This window comes from Streptomyces klenkii (genome assembly GCF_003626645.1).
In the GTDB taxonomy this organism is placed as follows: domain Bacteria; phylum Actinomycetota; class Actinomycetes; order Streptomycetales; family Streptomycetaceae; genus Streptomyces; species Streptomyces klenkii.
The window spans coordinates 547,237-566,410 of record NZ_RBAM01000004.1 but is presented as its reverse complement, the minus strand read 5'-3'; the positions used below and the strand labels follow the sequence as shown (position 1 = coordinate 566,410).

Genomic DNA, 19,174 nt, shown 5'->3' with positions numbered 1-19,174 from the left:
AGCGGCCGGCTACACGGCCGTCTACGCGCCCGGCACCAGCAGCAGTTCGTCCGCGTAGCACCACGCCCAGTCCTCGCCCGGTTCGAACGACCGGGCGAGGTCGTGTCCGGGCACGGTGTGCGCATGGGCGCTGGCGTGCCGGTTCGGGGAGCTGTCGCAGCAGGCGACGTGGCCGCAGACCAGGCACTCGCGCAGGTGCACCCACGTGCCGCCCGTGCGCAGGCAGTCCTCGCAGCCCTCCGTCGTGCTCGGGGTGACGTCGGCCGCCGCCTCGTCGAGGTGGGCGCAGTCCCGCCGGGTCGGGCGGCCCTCGACGTCCGCTGACACCTGCCAGGTTCCGGTCATGTCCCCAACGTAGCCCGCGGCCGCGCGGCCCGCGACAGCTCGGCACGCAACGGCAACCGCGCAGGTCAGGGCGATTGTCAGTGCCTGCTGGCAGGATCTTTTCCGTGAGGCTGGCGGTGGCGGAGACGGGTGACGGGGGTGTCCGTCTCCGCGCCGTCGACCTCACGGGGGAGCCCGCCGGGCCGGTCGAGTCGGCCGGCAGCCTGGCCGAGGCGGTGCGGGCGCGGCCGGGGGTCGAGCGGTGGGTGTGGCGGTCCACCGCGCAGCACTACCCGCAGCTGCTCGCGGCGGGGCTGCGCGTCGAGCGGTGTTACGACGTGGAGGCGGCCGAGAGCCTGCTCGCCGGGCACGAGGAAGGGCAGTCCGGGCAGCCGCGGTCGCTCGCCGCGGCGTGGGCGCGGCTGCGCGGGCTGCCCGTGCCCGCCGATCCGCCGCCGCGCGCGGCCGGCGGGCAGCCGTCGCTGTTCGAGCCGGGGCCCGTGCCGCTGCCGCCGGGCACGGATCCGCTCGACGCCCTGATCGAGGTCCACGCCGCCCAGCTCGCGCGGGCGCGGGCGGCCGAGCACCCCGGCCGTCTCCTGCTGCTCCTCGCCCTGGAGTCCGCGGGCACCTTGGTCGCCGCCGAGCTGAACCGCGCCGGCCTGCCGTGGCGCGCCGACGCCCACCGCGCGCTCCTGGACGAGCTGCTCGGCGAGCACTTCCCGGGCGGTCTGGAGCCCCGGCGGCTGGCCGGGCTGGCGGAGGCCGTCTCCCGCGCCTTCAGCGAGGGCGGCGAGGAGGTCCGCGTACGGCCCGATCTGCCCGCCGACATCGTCCGGGCCTTCGCGCGCCAGGGCATCGCCCTGTCCTCCACGCGCGCGTGGGAGCTCAAGGCGCTCGACCACCCGGCCGTGGAGCCCCTGCTGGAGTACAAGAAGCTCTACCGGCTGCACACCGCGCACGGCCGCTCCTGGCTGCAGACGTGGGTGCGCGACGGCCGCTTCCGCGCCGAGTACGTGCCGAGCGGCTCCGTCTCCGGCCGCTGGACCACCAACGGCGGGGGCGCCTTGCAGATCCCGCGCGTCGTGCGGCGCGCCGTCGTCGCCGACCCCGGCTGGCGGCTGGTGGTCGCCGACGCCGATCAGCTGGAGCCGCGCGTCCTGGCCGCCGTCTCCCGCGACCCGGGCCTGATGGAGGCCGCGAGCGGCGAGCGCGACCTGTACGCGGCGCTGTCCGACCGGGCCTTCGCCGGCGACCGCGAGCGGGCCAAGCTCGCGCTGCTCGGCGCGATCTACGGCCAGACCTCCGGCGACGGCCTGAAGCACCTCGCCGACCTGCGCCGCCGCTTCCCCGCGGCCGTCGCCCTCGTGGACGACGCGGCGCGCGCGGGCGAGGAGGGCCGTCTCGTCCGCACCTGGCTGGGGCGTACGTGCCCGCCGGCCTCCACCGCCCTGCCCGACGAGGCCGGCATCCCGCAGGCCGCCGAGGAGGACGCCCCGCCCGGCTACGGCAGCACCCCGGCCGGCCGGGCCCGCGGCCGTTTCACGCGGAACTTCGTCGTGCAGGGCAGCGCCGCCGACTGGGCCCTGGCCCTGCTCGCGGCCCTGCGCCAGGAGCTCGCGGGGCTCCGCGCCGAGCTCGTCTTCTTCCAGCACGACGAGGTCATCGTGCACTGCCCCGAAGCCGAGGCGGCCGCCGTCAGCGAGGCGATCCGCACCGCCTCGGCCCGCGCCGCGCGCGTCGTCTTCGGGGACACCCCGGTGCTGTTCCCGTTCACGACGGCCGTGGTGGAGTGCTACGGCGACGCGAAGTGACCCCGGCGTGACCCCGGCCGGACACGAACCCCCGGGCGGCCCAGTCCAGCGCGCAGCGGGGCCTCCCGCCGCGCACGATGAGCCCAGGGGCGCCCGGCGGCGGCGGCCCGACCGTGATCCCCGACCGCCGCTCAGGGGAGGCCCTGCCATGACGTCCTTCAGCCTTGAGCAGCTGCGCCGGTGCACCGTCGCCGTGGACCTCGGCGCCGCCCGCACCCGGGTCTACCTGCGCGACAACGGCCTGATCGTGGACGAGCCGAGCATCGCCGCCATCAATACCCGTACGGGCTCGCTGATCGCGGTCGGACAGCTCGCCGAAGGCATGGCGGGGCGCACTCCCGCGCACATCAGCGTCGTCCGGCCGATCTCCGGCGGCACCGTCGTCGACATCGAGATGGCCCAGCGGATGCTCCGCAGCCTCGTCAGCGACAAGGTGCGCCGCGCCTGGCGGCGCAAGCCGATGCTGCGCGCCGCGGTGTGCATCCCGCACGACGCGGACCCGCTCGCCCGCCGCGCCGCCGTCGAGACCCTGATGGGCCTGGGGACGCGGCGCGTGGAGCTGGTCGACACCCTCATCGCCGCGGCCGTGGGCTGCGGGCTGCCCGTCGAGCAGCCCGAGGCGACGATGATCGTGGTGTGCGGGGCGGCGTCCACGCAGGTCGCCGTCCTGTCGCTGGGGGCGATCGTGGCGGCGGAGAAGGTGCTGGTCGGCGGCGACGCCATGGACTACGCGGTCGTGGAGTACCTGCGCAGCCGCCACGAGCTGATGCTGCCGACGCAGGGCCTGCGCCCGCTGCGCCTCGCGCTGGCCGCGGAGCCCGTGCAGGAGAGCGCCGAGGTCCGCGGCCGGGACGTGGCGACGGGCCTGTCCCGTACGGTCCTGGTGAACACCAGCGACGTCCGCGAGGTCATGCACACGCCGCTGACCGCCGTCCTGGACGCGATCGGCCGCGTGCTGCGCGCCTGCCCACCGGACCTCGTGGCGGACCTGGTCGACCGCGGCGTGATGCTCGCGGGCGGCAGCGCGGTGCTGCCCGGCCTGGACCGGATGATCGAGGACGCCACGGGGATGATCGTGCGGATCGCCGCCCACGCCGACGTGTGCTCCGTGCTCGGGCTCGGCGCGATGATGGAGGGCAAGGTGCAGCCGCTGCACCTGGATCCGCTGGCCTCGTAACAAACGTCGTAGCAAACCCCGTAGCAAACCTCGTAGCAAACGCCGTAGCAGACCCCGTAGCTAACGCAGTAGCAACTCACATCGCCGCGCGCCGCTTTGTCGCTTTGGGAACTTCCGTACCCCTCTCCCCCGTTCTCCCCGTACACCCCCGTTGTTATGTATGAGGAGAAACAGCAAATGGCGCTCTGGGACCGGCTCAAGGACTCCGCGACGACGATGCAGGGTCAGCTGGTGGCGAAGAAGAACGAGCTGAAGAGCGGCGCGTTCCGGGACGCGAGCATGGCCATGTGCGCCCTGGTGGCGGCCGCCGACGGTTCGATCGACGCCTCGGAGCGGCAGCGCGTCGCCTCGCTGATCGCCACCAACGAGGTGCTGAAGAACTTCCCGGCCGACGACCTCCAGGCCCGCTTCAACGACTACTGCCAGAAGCTCACGGCCGACTTCGACTTCGGCAAGGTCAGCGTGATGCAGACCATCGGCAAGGTGCAGAAGAAGCCGACCGAGGCCCGTGCGGTCATCCAGATCGGCATCGTCATCGGCGGCGCCGACGGCGACTTCGACAAGACCGAGCAGGCCGTCGTCCGCGAGGCGTGCTTCGCGCTGGGCATCAACCCGGCCGAGTTCGACCTCTGACGGCCGGGCCTCCGGCAGTCCTCCGGAGCCCGCTCACGCGGGCTGCGGCATCGGGCGCACGGGCGGCGTCCGCCGCCCGTCGTCCTCTCCCCGGCCCGCCGTGGTCCACGTCCCCAGCGAGATCTCCGCGGTGATGCCGGGGCCGAAGCCGGCGATGATGCCCCGGGCGTTGTGCGGCGCGCCGCCGTCGGCCCAGAGGCGCTCCAGGGCGTCGAAGATGACGGCGCTGGCGATGTTGCCCCGCTCGGTGAGCGTGGCACGGCTGTAGCGGAACCACTCGGGCGCGAGGTCGAGGTATTTGCACAGGTCGTCGAGGATCCTCGGCCCGCCCGCGTGGACGATGTAGAAGCCCAGGCCGGAGACGTCCCAGTCGTGGGGCTCGGCCATGTCGCGCATGGCCGGGGCGAGCATGGCCATCGTGCCCGGCACCCGCTTGTCCAGCAAGAAGTGGAATCCGGTGTCGCGGACCGCGTAGGAGATCCAGCTCTCGGTGTCGGGCACGAGGTGGGAGCCGTTGCGCTCCAGGTGCACGCCCTCGCCGCCCTCGCCGCGCACCACGGCCGCGGCGAGGGCGTCGCCGAAGAGGCCGTTGGACAGGAGATTGCCGACGCCGAGGTCGGTGGGCTGGTAGAGCAGCGAGCAGAACTCGCAGCAGACGATGAGGGCGTTGGCGCCGGGATAGGCGGTGCAGAAGTCGTGCGCGCGGTTGATGGCCGCGCCGCCGGCCGCGCAGCCGAGCTGGGCGATCGGCAGCTGTCTCGTGGTGACCGGGAAGTCCATGTTGTTGATCAGCCAGGCCGTCATGGACGGCATCATGAATCCGGTGCACGAGGCGTAGACGATCAGATCGATGTCACGTGACGTCAGCTGGGCGTTCTCCAGGGCCCGCCGGACGACGCCGGGGACGCGGGCCTTGGCCTCGGTCTCGTAGAGGTTGTTGCGCCAGGTGAACCCGGGGTGTTTGAGGGTGTCCTCGATGGGCTGGAGGATGTGCCGGGTCTGCACTCCGGTGTTGCCGATCAGACGCAGCGCCAGCGGCAGCTGGGGGTGGTCGGCGTGCAGCGTCCGGGCCAGGTGCAGGGTCTCCTCCATCGTGATGACGTGCTCGGGTACGGCGATGGCCGGTCGGCAGAGCGTTGCCATGACTGCCTCCTTACCAGGGACTTACCGGTCCAGGGGACTGACCGGGGGACTTACCGGGCGACGGGGCGTCGCCCTCGTGCGAGCGGCGGGCCCCGGCGCCCCCGTCGGGGCTCCGGAGGCCCGTCGCGCTACCAGGCCACGGGGAGGGCGAGCGGGAAACGCCAGATGGAGCCGGTGTTCCACCGCACTTCCTCCGCCGGGACGGCCAGGCGCAGTGCGGGAAAGCGGGTGAGCAGCGTGCCGATGGCGACCTGGAGCTCCATGCGGGCCAGCCGGGCCCCCAGGCAGTGGTGCGTGCCGTGGCCGAACGTGAGGTGGGCGGGGGCGTCCTGCCGCGCCAGGTCCAGCTCGTCGGGGCGGTCGTAGACGCGCTCGTCGCGGTTGGCGGCGAGGTAGGAGACGTGGACGGTCTCGCCCGCGCGGATCGTGACGCCGTCCAGCTCCACGTCCTCCGTGGCCTGGCGGGGGATGCCCACGCCCTGCCGGTACGGGATGAAGCGCAGGAGCTCCTCGATCGCGGAGGGCAACAGCTCGGGCCGGGCCCGCAGCAGCTCCAGCTGCGCGGGGTGGGTGAGCAGGGTGTAGACGATGTTGCTGATCTGGTGGGCGCTGGTGTTGTGGCCGGTGACGAGCAGGAGCATGCCCATCACCGCGACCTCGCGGGCGTCCAGGAGCTCGCCGTCCTCGCGGACCGCGGCCAGGGCGCTGAGCAGGTCATTTCCGGGGTGCCGGCGGCGGGCGGCGGTCAACTCGGCGAAATACGCGCGGAGTCCGGCCTTGCCCTCGGCGGCCGCGGCGCCGTCGGGGGTGCCGGGCGCCATCATCGCCGTCGCCCAGCGGCGCAGCGGGGCGCGGTCGGGGCCGGGGACGCCCAGCAGCTCGAAGACGGTGTCGAGCGGGAGGGGGGCGGCCAGCCAGTCGGAGACGTCGGCCGGGGAGCCGTGGTCGGCCATGGCGTCGAGCAGGCCGTCGACGGTGCGCCGGGTGTGCGGGCGAAGCTCCTCGACGCGGCGCTCGCCGAACGCGGCGGCCACCAGGCCGCGCAGGCGGCTGTGGGCCGGCGGATCCATGAGGTTGATCGACTCGGCGTGGTCGACGAGGTCGGGCGTGACGCGCGGGAGGTCGCGGCCGATCAGGGCGGCGCGGCTGAAGCGGGGGTCGGAGGTGACCGCGCGGACGTGCTCGTGCCGGGTCACGAGCCAGGCGGCGCCGGCGGCGGGGGCGCCTGAGGGGGATCCGGAGCCGGGGCCGGGGCCGGACGCGGGGTCAGGGCCGGGGGCCGGGCCGGGAGCCGCTCCTGCGGCTGAATGGGGGGCCGGAGCGGAAGCCGGACCGGAGGCGGAACCGGAAGCGGGAGCGGAGCCTCCGGAAGCCGCCGGGCCGTCCTCCGTGGCATCGCCCGCGCCGTCCCCGCGGGGCATGGGGATGCGGGTGATCGGCGGCTCGCTCCGCAGCCGGGCCAGGAAGGGATCGAACTCCAGGGCCTCATCGTGGCGGAACGGACAGGTCCACACCGACTCGGAGGTGGTCATCGAAGACTCCCATCCCAAGGGCCCCGCCCCGGTGGGCGCGCCAGCTTATTTTCAGACCATGCCGCACCAGTGACTCCGCCACACCCCAGCCTTCGCAGTTCACCCGAATGGTGGAAATTTCGGAGAATCACCCGTCGCATCCCCCACTTTTCCCTTCTTTCTCACCACTCCCCCAGGCTCCGCTCCGGCGCCCTTCCGCGCGCCCTGAATCCCCCGGCCGACCGGCGTGTCCCGGGGCGGACTTCACACAGAGCGTGCTTAGCCTCATTTGTCCGACATCACTGATTAAGTGATGAATTTACCTGCATCGCCTCAGGAGGCGCCGCACATGCTCACGCAGGAGTCCCGCAAGTGAGTTCCCGTTCGGCCTACGCCGCGGCGGCCGACGAGCTGGCCTCCCGCGTCCTCCGCGCCCTCCGGGGCACGGAGGACGCGGGGGGTGCGGCCCTCGTCACCCCGCACCTCGACAGCGCCCCCGGCGCCTCCGGCTCCCCGGACTTCCCCGACTCCCTCGACTCCCCCGGATCGCTGGCGGCCCTTGCCGCCGTCCGGGTGATCGGCGCCGACACCTTCACGCCGCACGTCCTCACCGGCGCCCCCTTCCACGCCTCCGACGCGGCTGCCGTGGCGCGCGCCTTCGAGGCGTTCCCCGTGCCCGGCCACGGCCCCTCCGCCCCGCCCGACGAGCGCACCGCCGCCTGGCGCGACTGGGCGACCGCGCAGCTCCTGGCCCGTACGCGCGGCTACGCGGGCAACCCGGTGCCCGCCACGCTGCCCGAAACCCGCGACGACCTGACGGACACCACCGACTGGCAGCGCTGGTCCGTCCGGATGGCCCAGCTCGCGCCGCTCGCCACTCCCGCCCTGGAGGGCCCCGTACGGGACGCCGCCCGCGACGCCGCCCTCCCCCTGAGCCGCGGCCTGACCCGCTCCGTGCTGCGCCGCGACTTCCCCACGGCCGTGCGCCTGCTGCGCTGGCTCGCCCTGCTCCGCCACGACGGCATCGCCCTGCCCCTGGAGCCGGAACCCGTCCTCGACCACATCCGGCTGCTCGGCGGCGCGGGCCCGCGGACGGCGCTCGACCTGGCGGTCGCCGCCCACCTGCTGAACGGCCGGACCGAAGACGTACGCAACGAGCCCTCGGAGGCGCCGGCATGACCTCTTCCGCCCCCGCCCCCGCCTCCGCCCCCGTCGCGATCCCCGCGCCCGTGACGGCGGCCGCGCGCGCCATGGCCGACCGCGCGCTGTCCTGGCTGCACGCCCACCGCGCGCTCGGCGCGCTCCCGCCCGGCACCACCGAGGAGCTCACCGACCCCGACGGCGTCTACAAGCCCCTGGGCGAGACCACGCTGGCCGCCTCCATCATCCTGCGCGACGGCATGGCCGGCCCCGGCCAACTGGCCGCCGCGCAGAGCCTCATGGACTTCAACTGGCTCCAGCTGCGCAAGGGCGACTTGCTCTACGAGCGCCAGCTGCGCCACACCCTGATGACGGACCCGCTGGAGATGTACGCGCACTTCGTGCGCTGCGGTTACCGGCACGCGGACATGGACCGGCTGCTGGACCACCGCGTCCGGCTGCGCTCGGTGCACAGCAGCGAGCTGCTGCCCAACCGCCGCCTCGCCGTGGCCAACGCCGCCCGCATCACCGGCCTCGACCACGGCGAGGACTTCGAGGCGCTCGCCCGCACCACGTGGCTGGGCGCCACTCCCGAGCCCTGGGCGATCAACTGGATCACCGCCTACGCGATGACCCACACCGTCTTCCACCTGACCGACTGGGGCGGCCGCCCCGAGGGCCTCCCCGCCGACCTCACCGCGTACGTGCGCACCTGGCTGCCCGTGTGGATCGACATCTGGCGCGAGGTGCGGCAGTGGGACCTCGTGGCGGAACTCCTCATCGTGGGCGCCTGCTTGTCCGAGCCCTACTGCCGGCCGGAGGACTGGGAGGCCATGGCCGCCTTGCAGCACGAGGACGGCCTGATGCCCGCCGACGGCGACCCCGTCGACGAGGACCCCGTCCGCCGGTACAAGGAGCACCATCACACCACCGTCGTGACCGCCGTGGCGGGCTCCATCGCCCTGGCCCGGGCGGCGCGAGCCCGGTGACGGAGCCCCTGGAGACTCCGGCCCACCTGGAGACGCCGGCGCTGTCCGCCGCGGCGGCGGAAGCGGCGGCCGCGGCGGAAGCGGCAGCGGAGGGCGTCACCGCGCCACCGCTGAACGCCCTGCTGCTGCCCCTGCCCGACGCGGCCCGCGGCGCGAGCGCCGTCGCGGTCGCCGCGGTGCGCGGCGACGAGCAGATCATCGTCTGCCGCGGACCCGCCGAGGAGGACACCCGCTTCGAAACCGGTTCGCTCACCAAGACGTTCACCGCGCTGCTGCTCGCCGAGCTGGCCGCCCGCGGCGAGGTCCGCTACGACGACCCCCTCGACCGCTACCTGCCGCCCGGCGCCCGCCGCATCCCCGGCCCGCCGCTCACCCTCCTCCACCTCGCCACGCATACCGCGGGCCTGCCCCGGCTGCCCCCTGGAATGCTCGCCCGCTCCGCCCGCGCGGGATGGTTCCGCAACCCATACGCCGCCTTCACCACGGACGACCTGCTGGCGGCGCTGCCCCGGACCCGGCTGCACCACCGCCCCGGCACCCACGTGCGCTACTCCAACTACGGCGTGGGCCTGCTCGGCCTCGCCCTGGCGCGCGCGGCCGGCGGCCGGCCCGGCGACTACCCGGCGCTGCTCGGCGAGCGCATCCTGGACCCGCTCGGCCTGGCCGACACCGACTGCGACCCCGCCCGCCCGCAGGTCGTGGGCCACTGGCACGGCCGGCCCCGGCCGCCCTGGCTCGTCCCCGGGCTGCCCGGCGCGGGCGCACTGCGCTCCAGCGCGCGGGACCTGCTGCGCTGTCTGACGGCCCTGCTCGCGCCCGAGGCGGCCGCCCCGCCGAGCCTGCGCGTCGCCCTTACGGAGGTGCAGCGGCCCCGGCTGGCGCTGCGGCGCTCGGGGCGCCGCCTGTGCCTCGTCTGGAACCAGCGCATGCGGCCCGGCGGGCCGCTCCTGCACCACTCCGGGGGCACCCGGGGCTGCACGGCCTTCGCCGGCTTCGCACCCGGCTCGCGCACCGGCCTCGTAGCCCTGGCGGACACCTCCCCGGCACCGGCGGGCGCCTTCATCCAGGCGGCGTACGGGACGCTGTGCGGGCTGGGGGATGACGGCCCGGGGCTCGACGTCCTGAGGCAGGGCCTGCGGCGGTAGGGCGTCCGGGAGCGTCAGCCGCCCGCCACGTGCCGGGTGACCGACGCCGCGAACTCCCGGGCCGCGGGGGACAGGGCCGACCACTGGCGGGCGGCCCAGCCCACCTCCAGGGGCGGGATGCCCGCGACCGGGATCAGCCGTACCGCGCCCGACGGGCTCACCAGGCCCGGCATGGCCGGTATCAGGGCGTGCCCCAGGCCCAGTTCGGCCAGCAGCAGGGCCGTGTCCCAGTCCGTGGCCCGGGTGGTCGCGCGCGAGGAGAGGGCGACCGCGCCGAGCACGTCTTCGACCTGCCGGCCGGAGCTCGTCCCGGCGGGCGGGCGGATGAGGCGCGTACGGGCGAGGTCGGCCGCGCCGAGCGTGCTCTCGGCGGCGAGCGGGTCGCCGGGGTGGACGGCCAGCACCCACTCCAGGCTTTTGACCGGCCGCAGTTCGACGCCCTGGGCGTCGGAGGTGACGGTCACCCAGGCGAGGTCGACCGCCCCCGAACGCAGGGCGTCGATGCAGCGGTGGCTGGAGCGCTCGGTGTGGAACTCCAGGCCGACGTCCGGGTACTGCCTGCTGTACTCCTCGATGGCCGCGCCCATCAGGTGCCGGATGGTGGTCGCGCCGGTGGCGATGACGACGCCACCGCCCCGGCCGGTGCGCAGCTCCTCCAGCGTGCGCAGGCCCTCGCCGAGGGCGGTGAGCCCGTCGGACGCGGCCCGCTGGAGGATCCGCCCCGCCTCCGTGGGCACCACGCCGCGCGGCTGGCGCTCCATCAGCGGCAGCCCGACCTCCTTCTCCAGGCGCCGGACGTGCTGGCTGACGGCGGACTGACTGCAATTCATCTCGCGGGCCACGGCACTGAGGTTGCGGGCCTCGCACACCATGACGAACACCTTCAGGTCATCTAGCGTCACCCGGCCAAGATACAAGCTCAGCCTTTGACCGATCGAGTCAAGTCATAGGATTGACTTGGTGGATGGAGTGCCGCCATGATCTACCTGAAAAGCGGCGGCAACCTGTCCGTGGCTTCACACCGCAGCACAGAGCGTTCCGTTGCTGCGCATGCACAGCAGCGGGCCGAGGCGTCGCTGCGGACAGGTGTCGACCAGGGCCCCGCGGGGCCGGTCCCGAGCCTCACCCGGTACTCACCCCTGTACTCACTCGGCGCTCATCCGGTACGGATCCGGTATGCATCCGGTGCTCACCGCAGGACCGGCACGGCTTCCAGCAGCTGCCGCGTGTACGGGTGCGCGGGCTCCTCCCACACGCGCTCGACCGGCCCCCGCTCCACGACTCTTCCCTCCCGCATCACCACCACCTCGTCGCACAGGTAGCGCACGACGCCCAGGTCGTGGGTGACGACGCACAGCGCCATGTCCCGCTCGGCCGTGACCCTGCTCAGGACGTCGAGGACCTGGGCCCGTACGGACACGTCCAGGGCGCTGACCGGCTCGTCGGCGAGGAGCACGGACGGGCGGGGGGCCAGGGCCCGCGCGATGGCGATGCGCTGCCGCTGCCCGCCGGAGAACTGGTGCGGGTAGCGCCCGGCCGCCTCCGCCGGCAGGCCCACGTCGGCAAGGAGCTCCGCCACGCGGTCCGCGGCCGCGGGCGAGCGGCGGTCCGGGAGCGGCTCGGCGATGACGTCCCGCACGCGCATCCGGGGGTCGAGGGAGCCCATGGGGTCCTGGAAGACCACTTGGAGGCCGCCGCCCGGCCCGCTCCGCGGATCACCGCCGGCCGCGTTCTCGACCGTCCCCGACGTCGGCCGGTCCAGCCCGGACAGCAGCCGCAGGAGCGTGGTCTTCCCCGATCCCGACTCGCCGACCACCCCGACCCGGGCGCCCGCGCGCAGCTCCAGGTCCAGGCCCTCCAGTGCCGTGAAGTGCGTCCGCGGGCCGAGGAGGCCGCGGCGCGGGCGGGCGTAGCGGCGGGTCAGGCCGCGGGCTCGCAGCAGCGTCCTGGGTTCGGCGGGCGCGGGGGGCCGCGGGGCCGGAACCGACAGGTCGGAGGCGCTCAGCAGGGCCTGCGTGTACGGGTGCTCGGGCTGCCGCAGCACCCGTTCCACCGGCCCGCTCTCGACGATCTCCCCGTCGTGCATGACCAGGACGCGGTGGCAGACGGACGCGACGAGCGCGAGGTCGTGGCTGATGTAGAGGACGGCCGTGCCGCGCTCGTCGGACACGCCCGTGATCAGGTCGACGATCTCCTTCTGGACGGTGACGTCCAGGGCGGTGGTCGGCTCGTCGCAGATCAGCAGGGCGGGGTCGTTGGCGAGGGCCCCGGCGAGGACGGCGCGCTGGCGCTGGCCGCCGGAGAGCTGGTGGGGGTAGGCGCGGGCGGCGCGGGCCGGGTCGGGCAGCCGCAGCCGGCCCAGGAGCTCCACGGCGGCGTCGCGGGCGGCGGCCCGGCCGGGGCGCTCGCCGCGGGGGCCGTGCAGCCGCAGCGCCTCGGCGACCTGGGAGCCCGTCCTCATCACGGGGTTGAGGGCCGTCATGGGCTCCTGGAAGACCATGCCCGCGAGCCGCCCCCGTACGGTCGACAGCTCGCGGTCACCCGCGCCCAGCAGGTCGAACGGGACACCGGCCAGGCGGGCGCTGCCGGCGGCCCGCAGGCCCTCGCCGAGGAGGCCCAGCAGGGCGAGCGCGGTGAGGGTCTTGCCGGAGCCGGACTCGCCGATGATGCCGACGCGTTCGCCCCGGCCGACGGTGAAGCCCACGCCCTGCACGAGCGGCTTGCCGCCCGCGTCGACGGTGAGGCCCTCGACCTCCAGCAGCGCGCCGCTCTCGGAGCCCGCTGAACGCTCCGGGTCCACCGGATCCACAGAAGTCACCGGATCCACCGGGCTCACCGGACACCTTCCAGCGTGGGGTCGAAGCGGTCCCGCAGGCCGTCGCCGAGCAGGTTGAGGCCCATGACGGCGGCGGCGACGGCGAGGCCCGGCCACAGGCACAGCTCGGGCCGCGAGAACAGCAGCTCCTGGGAGTCGAGCAGCATGCGGCCCCAGGACGGGGTGGGCGGCGGCGTGCCGAGGCCCAGGTACGACAGGGCGGCCTCGGCGAGCACGGCCGTCGCGAAGGCCACCGACACCTGCACGATGACCACGTCGCGGATGTTCGGCAGGACGTGCCGCACCGCGATGGCCGCGCGGGTGCGCCGGGCGAGCCGCGCGGCGTCGACGTACTCGGCCGCCATGACGCGCAGCGTCGCGGCGCGGGCCACGCGCGCGAAGCCGGGGGCGGAGGCGATGCCGATGGCCACCATGGCGGTGAGCGTGCTCGTGCCGTAGACCGCCGCCAGCATGATGGCGAGCAGCAGGGCGGGGAAGGCCAGCAGGAAATCGCTCACTCTCATCAGCAGCGCGCTGAGCGGCCCTCCGGACATGCCCGCGGCGATCCCCATGGGCACGCCGATGACGACGGCGAACCCGACGGCCACGACGCCGACGAAGACGGTCGTGCGGGCGCCGGTCATCAGCCGGCTGGCGACGTCCCGGCCGAACTGGTCGGTGCCCAGCACGTGTCCGCCGCCGGGCGGCAGCAGGCGCTGCGCCGCGTCCACGTGCGTGGGGTCGTAGGGCGTCCAGAGGAGGGACAGCAGGGCGAGCGCAAGGACGAGAGTGACGAGAATTCCGCCGGCGGTGAGGGCGGGGTGCCGGGCGAGGGTACGGGCCGACGGCTTCGACGGCTTCGACGGCATCAAGGGCTTCGACGGCATCAACGGCTCCGCAGGCGCGGGTCGAGCAGGTGGTAGAGCAGGTCGGTGACCACGTTGACGACGAGCACGGCCACCACCAGGACGATCACCACGCCCTGGACGACCAGCAGGTCGCGGTCGGCCACGGACTGCAACAGCAGGTCGCCGAGGCCGGGGATGACGAAGACCCGCTCGACGACGACCGCGCCGACGAGCACGGTGGACAGCTGCAACCCCAGGACGGTCAGCACGGGCACCGCGGCGTTGGGCAGCCCGTGCCGCCACAGGGCCGGCCACTGCCTGCGCCCCTTGGCGCGGGCGGTACGCAGGAAGTCCTGATGGAGGACGGTGAGGACGGCGGAGCGCACGTAGCGCGTGAGGACCGCCCCTTGGACGAGGCCGAGGGACAGGCACGGCAGCACGAGCTGCCGCGCCCAGGCGGCGGGGTCCTCGGCGAGCGGGGTGTAGCCGCCCGCGGGCAGCGCCCCCGCCCGGACCGCGAAGACGTAGACGAGCAGGATGCCGGCGAGGAAGGCCGGGACGGCGATCCCGGCCTGGCTGACGGCCGACAGCAGGGCGCCCGCGGGCCTGCGGTGCCAGGCGGCCGCGAGCACCCCGGCGGGCAGCGCGAAGAGGACGGCCACGGCCATGCCGCCGAGCGCCAGCCAGCAGGTGACGCCGAGCCGGTCGCTGATCCGCGGGCCGATGGGGTCGTGGCTGATGTACGAGATGCCGAAGTCGCCGTGCAGCAGGCCCTGCGCCCAGTCGGCGTACTGCACGACGAGCGGCCGGTCGGTGCCGAAGGAGTGGCGCAGCGCGGCCAGCTCCTGCGTGCCGGCGTTCGTCCCGAGGACGACCTCGGCCGGGTCGCCGGGCAGGACGGACAGGAACGCGAACACGACGAAGCTGGCGATCACGGCGCTGACCAGCAGCGACGCCGTCCTGCGCAGGAACACCCGCATGCTGGGACCGCGCCTACTTCTTCTTCGCCCAGCGGACGTTCGTCAGGTCGAAGCCCTCGCCGACCTGGTTGACCGGCAGGCCGGTGATGTTCTTGTCGGCCACCATCAGGTTGGGCATGAGGTAGAGCCAGTCGGCCGCGGCGTCGTCGGAGAGCAGGCGGGCGGCGTCGCGGTAGCGGGCGGTCTCGTCCTCGGCCTTGCCGGAGTCGGCCTCCTTGAGGAGCTTCGCGTACTCGGGGTTGTCGTAGCGGAAGTAGTAGCCGGGGTCGGCGAACGTCCACAGGTCGCGCGGTTCGGTGTGGGCGATGACGGAGAGGTCGTAGTCGGCCTTGTTGTAGACCTCGGACAGCCAGCGCGCGGGGAATTCCAGGGGCTCGATGTCCGCCTTCAGCCCGACCTGTTCGAGCTGGGACTTCACGACCTGGGCGGCGGACATCGCGTACGGCATGTTGGGCACCCGGAACTTCACGGTCCGGCCCTCGGCGCCCGCGTCCTTCAGCAGCTGCTTGGCCTTCGCCGGGTCGTACGGATAGCGGCCGGTGAGGTCCTCGTACCAGGGGTCGGTGGGGCTGGCCATGGTGCCGATCAGCTTGCCGTACCCGGCGCGGGAGGTCTCGACCAGCGCCTTGTGGTCGATGGCGTACCGCACGGCCTGGCGGACGCGCTTGTCCTTGAACGGCTCGCGGGAGTTGTTCATCGACAGGACGACCTCGCCCGTGGAGGAGCCCTCGATGACCTGGAACCGGTTCTTGTCGGAGAAGCGGGAGAGCGACTCCGGGGCCTGGACCGTGCCGACGACGTCGATGCCGCCGGTGAGCATGGCGTTGTTCATCGCCCCGGCGTCCTTGAAGTACTTCAAGGTGACCTTGGACAGGGCGGGCTCGGTGCCCCAGTAGGAGGCGTTGCGGTCGAGGACGATGCGGTCGCCGCGGCGGCGCTCGCCCAGGGTGAAGGGGCCGGTGCCGACGGGGTGGTTGGCGAGGTCGCTCACGCCCGTACGGCTGAACATGGCGCCGATGCGGGTGGTCATGGCGTAGAGCCAGCCGTTGCTCGGACGGTTCAGGGTGATCTTGACCGTGCGGTCGTCGGTCTTCTCCGCCTTGTCGACCACGTCCATCTGCCGGGCCGTCTTCAGCTTCCAGTCCTTCTTCACCCGGTCGATGGAGAACACCGCGTCGTCGGCGGTGAACTCGGCGCCGTTGGTGAACTTCACGCCCTTACGGAGGTGGAAGGTGTACGTCTTGCCGTCGTCGGAGCGCTCGTAGCGCTCGGCGAGCAGGGGCTGGATCTTCCCCTGCTGGTCGACGCGGACCAGGCCCTCGTAGATGCTGCCCAGGGTGGCCTGGGGGACGGCCGCGCCGTCGGTGGTGGTGAAGTCGAGGCTCGCGGGCTCGGCGATGAGGCCCACGGAGAGGGAGTCGGCGGAGCCGGAGGCGGAACCGCCACCTCCGCCGGAGCCGCACGCGGCCGCGAGGGTCCCCGCTAAGACGGCGCAGCCGGCCGCGCGGGCGGAACGCCGCAACGCCGGCCCTGACCTGGCGGTTGACTTGGCCACTGTGTCTCCGTGTCTCTGCGTCGGCGTTTCTACGCCTGCGTCGTCTGCGCTGCGTCTGCGTCTCTGCGTGCCGGTGTCACCGTGTCTTCCCGGAAACTAACCACCGGTGCGCGCCCCACACCATGGAAGCGGTAACGAAGGTGATCGAGTTCACGCACAATCACGACACTCCGCCTCTTCCGTCGCACCGTCACCAACTCCATTGACCGTGCGCGCACTTCGAATCATGATCGATGTGTCGTGTCACCAGTGCCGCCGAGCCACTGACAGCTGTGCCGCTGAACCGCCGTGCCGCTCATTGCCGGCGCCACTCGTGCCGCGCGACCGCCGCACGCTCAGCGAATCCCGAGTGGAGTCCGTATGCCCGCAGCGCCCGCCGACACCGTCCTCACCGAGCCCGTCACCGGACCGTCCGCCTGGACGGCCGCCGATTTCACCGGCGAAAGCGACTGGGTGGTCGTCCTCACCCCCGAGGAGATCGACGACCTGGAAACCGCGCTCGCGGCGGCGAAAGCACGCGGAATCCCGTTCGAACAACTCACCGTCGAAGACTTTCCGCTGCCCGTCCTCGGCAAGACCTTCGAAGCCGCCGTCCAGGAACTGGAGTTCGGGCGCGGATTCACGCTCCTGCGCGGCCTCCCGGTGGAGCGGTGGAGCCTGGAGGAGGCCCGCCTGGCCTACTGGGGCATCGCGCTGCACCTGGGCACCCCCGTCTCCCAAAACGCCGCCGGGGAACTGATCGCCCACGTCAAGGACTACGGCGAGGGCGAGGTCACCGAATCCGCCACCCGCGCCTACCGGACCCGCTCCGAGCTGCCCTTCCACACCGACAGCTCCGACATCGTGGGCCTGCTCTGCCTGCGCCAGGCGGGCGAGGGCGGCGTCAGCACCCTCGCCAGCTCCATGACCGTCCACAACCACCTGCTCGCCCACCACCGCGAGCTGCTCGGCCTGTACTACCGGGGATTCGTCTACGACCGGCGCCTGGAAGAGGGCTCGGACGAGCTCCCGTACTACCGGAACGCGGTGTACGGCTATTTCCACGACCAGTTGAGCTGCCGCTTCTACATGACCCACTACATCGATTCGGCCGTGCCGAAGTCCGGAATCCCGCTGAGCGGGATCGAGCGGCACGCGCTGCGGCTCTTCCAGGACATCGCGGGAATGGACGAGCACCGCGTCGAGATGACCCTGCGCGCCGGCGACCTCCAGCTGCTGAACAACAACGTCGTCATCCACGGCCGCTCCGCCTTCCGCGACGAACCGGGCCGCCGCCGCGACCTGCTGCGCCTGTGGCTCAACACCCGGTACGCGCGCGAGCTGCCGGAGGACTTCGCCGCGTTCAGGCGGGGGATGCCGCGGACCTGGTGACGGATGCTGCCGGTGGGCCGTCCCCGGCGGTGGCGGCGACGGCGGGGAGCGCGATGGCCGAGAGGACGAAGCCGCTGCCCACGGTCCACCGGCCGGTGAACCCGTCCAGGCGGACGCCTCCCACGACCGGGCCGGGCACCAGCAGCCGGGCGGAGAACGCACCGGCGTCCGGGTCGAACTCCAGCTCCGCCTCCTCGAAGTCCAGCTCCTGCCCGGTCAGCGGATACCAGGTCTTGAAGACGCTCTCCTTGGCGCTGAACAGCAGGCGGTCCCAGTGCACATCGGGGCGCAGCGCGGTCAGCGAGCGGATCCGGGCGCGCTCGCCGGGCAGCGACACGACGTCGAGGACGCCGTCCGGGAGCGGCCCGTTCGGCTCGGCGTCGATGCCGACCGAGGCGAGGGCGCCGGAGCGGGCCACGACGGCCGCCCGGTAGCCGTCGCAGTGCGTCATGCTGCCGACGACCCCCGCGGGCCACTGCGGGGCCCCGCGGCGGTTGGGCACGAGGGGGACGGGCGGCAGCCCCAGCCGGCCCAGCGCCGTGCGCGCGCAGACCCGTACGGCCGCGAACTCGTCCTTCCGCTTGGGCACGGCGCGGGCGACGACCGCGGCCTCCTCGGGGTGGAGGAAGGCGCCCGCCGACGCCGCGGCGCTGCCGAAGCCCTCCTCCGCGACGGCCTCCGCGGGCAGGATCCGCTCGATCACGACGCCCGACCCCCCGGGCCCTCGGCGGCCGGCCGCGGCAGGATCTGCCGCAGCGGCTCGCGCGGCGGCCGGGGCTGCCACTCGCGCGGATAGCCCACGGAGACCTCCTCGAACCGCACCCCGTCGTGCCAGGTGACGCGGGGGATGTGCAGGTGGCCGTAGACGGCGGCGGCCGCGCGGAAGCGGGTGTGCCAGTCGGCGGTCAGCTCCGTGCCGCACCACTGCGCGAAGTCGGGGTACCGCAGGATCCTGGTGGGCTCGCGGACCAGCGGGAAGTGGTTGACCAGCACGGTCCGGTGCGCGGGGTCGACGGCGGCGAGACGGCGCTCGGTGTACTCCACGCGGGCGTGGCACCACGCGTCGCGGCCCGGGAACGGGTCGGGGTGCAGGAAGTGCTCGTCGGCACAGACGATGCCCGCGTCGTAGGCGCGGCGCAGCGACTCCTCCTTGGTGTGCGCTCCGGGCACGCGGAAGGTGTAGTCGTAGAGCACGAAGAGCGGGGCCACGGCGACCGGTCCGCCCTCGCCGTGCCACACGGGGTACGGGTCCTCGGGGGTGGCGACGCCGAGGCTGCGGCACAGCTCCACGAGGTGCAGGTAGCGCTTCTCGCCGCGCAGGTCGACCGGGTCGCTGGGGTGGGTCCACAGCTCGTGGTTCCCGGGCGCCCAGATCACCTTGGCGAAGCGCTCGGCGAGCATCCGCAGCGTCCATTCGATGTCCGCGTACTGCTCGCCGACGTCGCCGGCCACGATGAGCCAGTCGGCGTCGCTCCGCGGCCGCAGCGTTTCCGCGAGCGCGCGATTCTCTTTGTACGCGACGTGCAGGTCGCTGACGGCCAGCAGCTTTCCGCCGGAGTTACTGCCGGTGTTCCCGCTGGTGTTCCGGCCGTTGTTTCCGTCGGTGTTCCTGCCGTTGTTCCCGCCGTCGTTTCCGTCGTCGTTTCCGCCGGCGGCCGTGCCGGGCAGTGTGTTGGGCACTGTGTGTCCTTCTCGCCGATTCCCCTGGAATTCCCCGGGCTCCCCTGGA

17 protein-coding genes are annotated in these 19,174 nt (G+C 73.5%); 7 read left to right on the top strand and 10 right to left on the bottom strand.

Going from position 1 to position 19,174, the window contains the following annotated elements; genetic code table 11:
- Positions 1-21 precede the first annotated feature (21 nt).
- Positions 22-345 (bottom strand): UBP-type zinc finger domain-containing protein, encoded by a 324-nt coding sequence (locus D7231_RS12690; protein WP_120755435.1) that lies wholly within the window; start codon positions 343-345, stop codon positions 22-24.
- A 104-nt stretch (positions 346-449) separates the two neighbouring features.
- Here D7231_RS12690 and D7231_RS12685 point away from each other — a divergent pair, with 104 nt between their 5' ends.
- The 3 genes from D7231_RS12685 to D7231_RS12675 all read left to right on the top strand — a co-directional run bounded on the left by D7231_RS12685 (position 450) and on the right by D7231_RS12675 (position 3,948).
- Positions 450-2,138 (top strand): bifunctional 3'-5' exonuclease/DNA polymerase, encoded by a 1,689-nt coding sequence (locus D7231_RS12685; RefSeq protein ID WP_120755433.1) that lies wholly within the window; start codon positions 450-452, stop codon positions 2,136-2,138.
- 148 nt (positions 2,139-2,286) lie between these two features.
- Complete coding sequence (locus D7231_RS12680) at positions 2,287-3,315, top strand: rod shape-determining protein (protein WP_120755431.1); 1,029 nt, start codon at positions 2,287-2,289, stop codon at positions 3,313-3,315.
- A gap of 177 nt (positions 3,316-3,492) precedes the next feature.
- On the top strand, positions 3,493-3,948 hold the full coding sequence (locus D7231_RS12675; RefSeq protein ID WP_120755429.1) for a tellurite resistance TerB family protein: 456 nt from the start codon (positions 3,493-3,495) through the stop codon (positions 3,946-3,948).
- Positions 3,949-3,981: 33 nt separating this feature from the next.
- Here the strand turns inward: D7231_RS12675 and D7231_RS12670 are convergent, their stop codons facing one another.
- Both D7231_RS12670 and D7231_RS12665 read right to left on the bottom strand, forming a co-directional pair.
- Positions 3,982-5,091, bottom strand: a complete 1,110-nt coding sequence (locus D7231_RS12670; RefSeq protein ID WP_120755427.1) for a type III polyketide synthase — start codon at positions 5,089-5,091, stop codon at positions 3,982-3,984.
- 128 nt (positions 5,092-5,219) lie between these two features.
- Positions 5,220-6,623: a cytochrome P450 gene (locus D7231_RS12665; protein ID WP_241999677.1), complete on the bottom strand. Its 1,404-nt coding sequence runs from the start codon at positions 6,621-6,623 to the stop codon at positions 5,220-5,222.
- A gap of 351 nt (positions 6,624-6,974) precedes the next feature.
- Here D7231_RS12665 and D7231_RS12660 point away from each other — a divergent pair, with 351 nt between their 5' ends.
- The 3 genes from D7231_RS12660 to D7231_RS12650 are packed head-to-tail and all read left to right on the top strand — an operon-like array spanning position 6,975 to position 9,876.
- Positions 6,975-7,781 (top strand): hypothetical protein, encoded by an 807-nt coding sequence (locus tag D7231_RS12660; protein WP_120755425.1) that lies wholly within the window; start codon positions 6,975-6,977, stop codon positions 7,779-7,781.
- Complete coding sequence (locus D7231_RS12655) at positions 7,778-8,731, top strand: DUF6895 family protein (RefSeq protein WP_228774584.1); 954 nt, start codon at positions 7,778-7,780, stop codon at positions 8,729-8,731. Before D7231_RS12660 ends, D7231_RS12655 begins: the two co-directional genes overlap by 4 nt.
- Entirely contained in the window at positions 8,728-9,876 is a 1,149-nt protein-coding gene (locus D7231_RS12650) for a serine hydrolase domain-containing protein (RefSeq protein ID WP_241999676.1), read from the top strand. Before D7231_RS12655 ends, D7231_RS12650 begins: the two co-directional genes overlap by 4 nt.
- Positions 9,877-9,890: 14 nt before the next feature.
- Here D7231_RS12650 and D7231_RS12645 read toward each other — a convergent pair whose 3' ends face one another.
- From D7231_RS12645 to D7231_RS12625, 5 genes are all read right to left on the bottom strand, one after another.
- Positions 9,891-10,778, bottom strand: a complete 888-nt coding sequence (locus tag D7231_RS12645) for a LysR family transcriptional regulator (protein WP_120755423.1) — start codon at positions 10,776-10,778, stop codon at positions 9,891-9,893.
- Positions 10,779-11,065: 287 nt separating this feature from the next.
- On the bottom strand, positions 11,066-12,694 hold the full coding sequence (locus D7231_RS12640) for a dipeptide ABC transporter ATP-binding protein (protein ID WP_241999675.1): 1,629 nt from the start codon (positions 12,692-12,694) through the stop codon (positions 11,066-11,068).
- 14 nt (positions 12,695-12,708) lie between these two features.
- Complete coding sequence (locus D7231_RS12635) at positions 12,709-13,578, bottom strand: ABC transporter permease (protein ID WP_241999674.1); 870 nt, start codon at positions 13,576-13,578, stop codon at positions 12,709-12,711.
- Positions 13,578-14,519 carry an ABC transporter permease gene (locus D7231_RS12630; RefSeq protein WP_120755418.1) on the bottom strand — a complete coding sequence of 314 codons (942 nt, stop codon included), beginning with the start codon at positions 14,517-14,519 and terminating at the stop codon, positions 13,578-13,580. Before D7231_RS12630 ends, D7231_RS12635 begins: the two co-directional genes overlap by 1 nt.
- Before the next feature lie 13 nt (positions 14,520-14,532).
- The gene (locus D7231_RS12625; RefSeq protein ID WP_241999673.1) at positions 14,533-16,074 is read right to left on the bottom strand and encodes an ABC transporter substrate-binding protein; all 1,542 of its coding nucleotides are present in this window, start codon (positions 16,072-16,074) and stop codon (positions 14,533-14,535) included.
- A gap of 360 nt (positions 16,075-16,434) precedes the next feature.
- Between D7231_RS12625 and D7231_RS12620 the strand changes: the two genes are divergently transcribed.
- Positions 16,435-17,445 carry a TauD/TfdA family dioxygenase gene (locus tag D7231_RS12620; RefSeq protein WP_120755415.1) on the top strand — a complete coding sequence of 337 codons (1,011 nt, stop codon included), beginning with the start codon at positions 16,435-16,437 and terminating at the stop codon, positions 17,443-17,445.
- Here the strand turns inward: D7231_RS12620 and D7231_RS12615 are convergent.
- Both D7231_RS12615 and D7231_RS12610 read right to left on the bottom strand, forming a co-directional pair.
- A complete protein-coding gene (locus D7231_RS12615; protein ID WP_194960754.1) occupies positions 17,417-18,148 on the bottom strand; it encodes a 4'-phosphopantetheinyl transferase family protein in 732 nt (243 codons plus the stop codon). The two genes, D7231_RS12620 and D7231_RS12615, sit on opposite strands and share 29 nt — an antisense overlap.
- Positions 18,145-18,987 (bottom strand): metallophosphoesterase family protein, encoded by an 843-nt coding sequence (locus D7231_RS12610; RefSeq protein ID WP_120755604.1) that lies wholly within the window; start codon positions 18,985-18,987, stop codon positions 18,145-18,147. The genes D7231_RS12615 and D7231_RS12610 overlap by 4 nt, the downstream gene beginning before the upstream one ends.
- Positions 18,988-19,174: the final 187 nt, after the last annotated feature.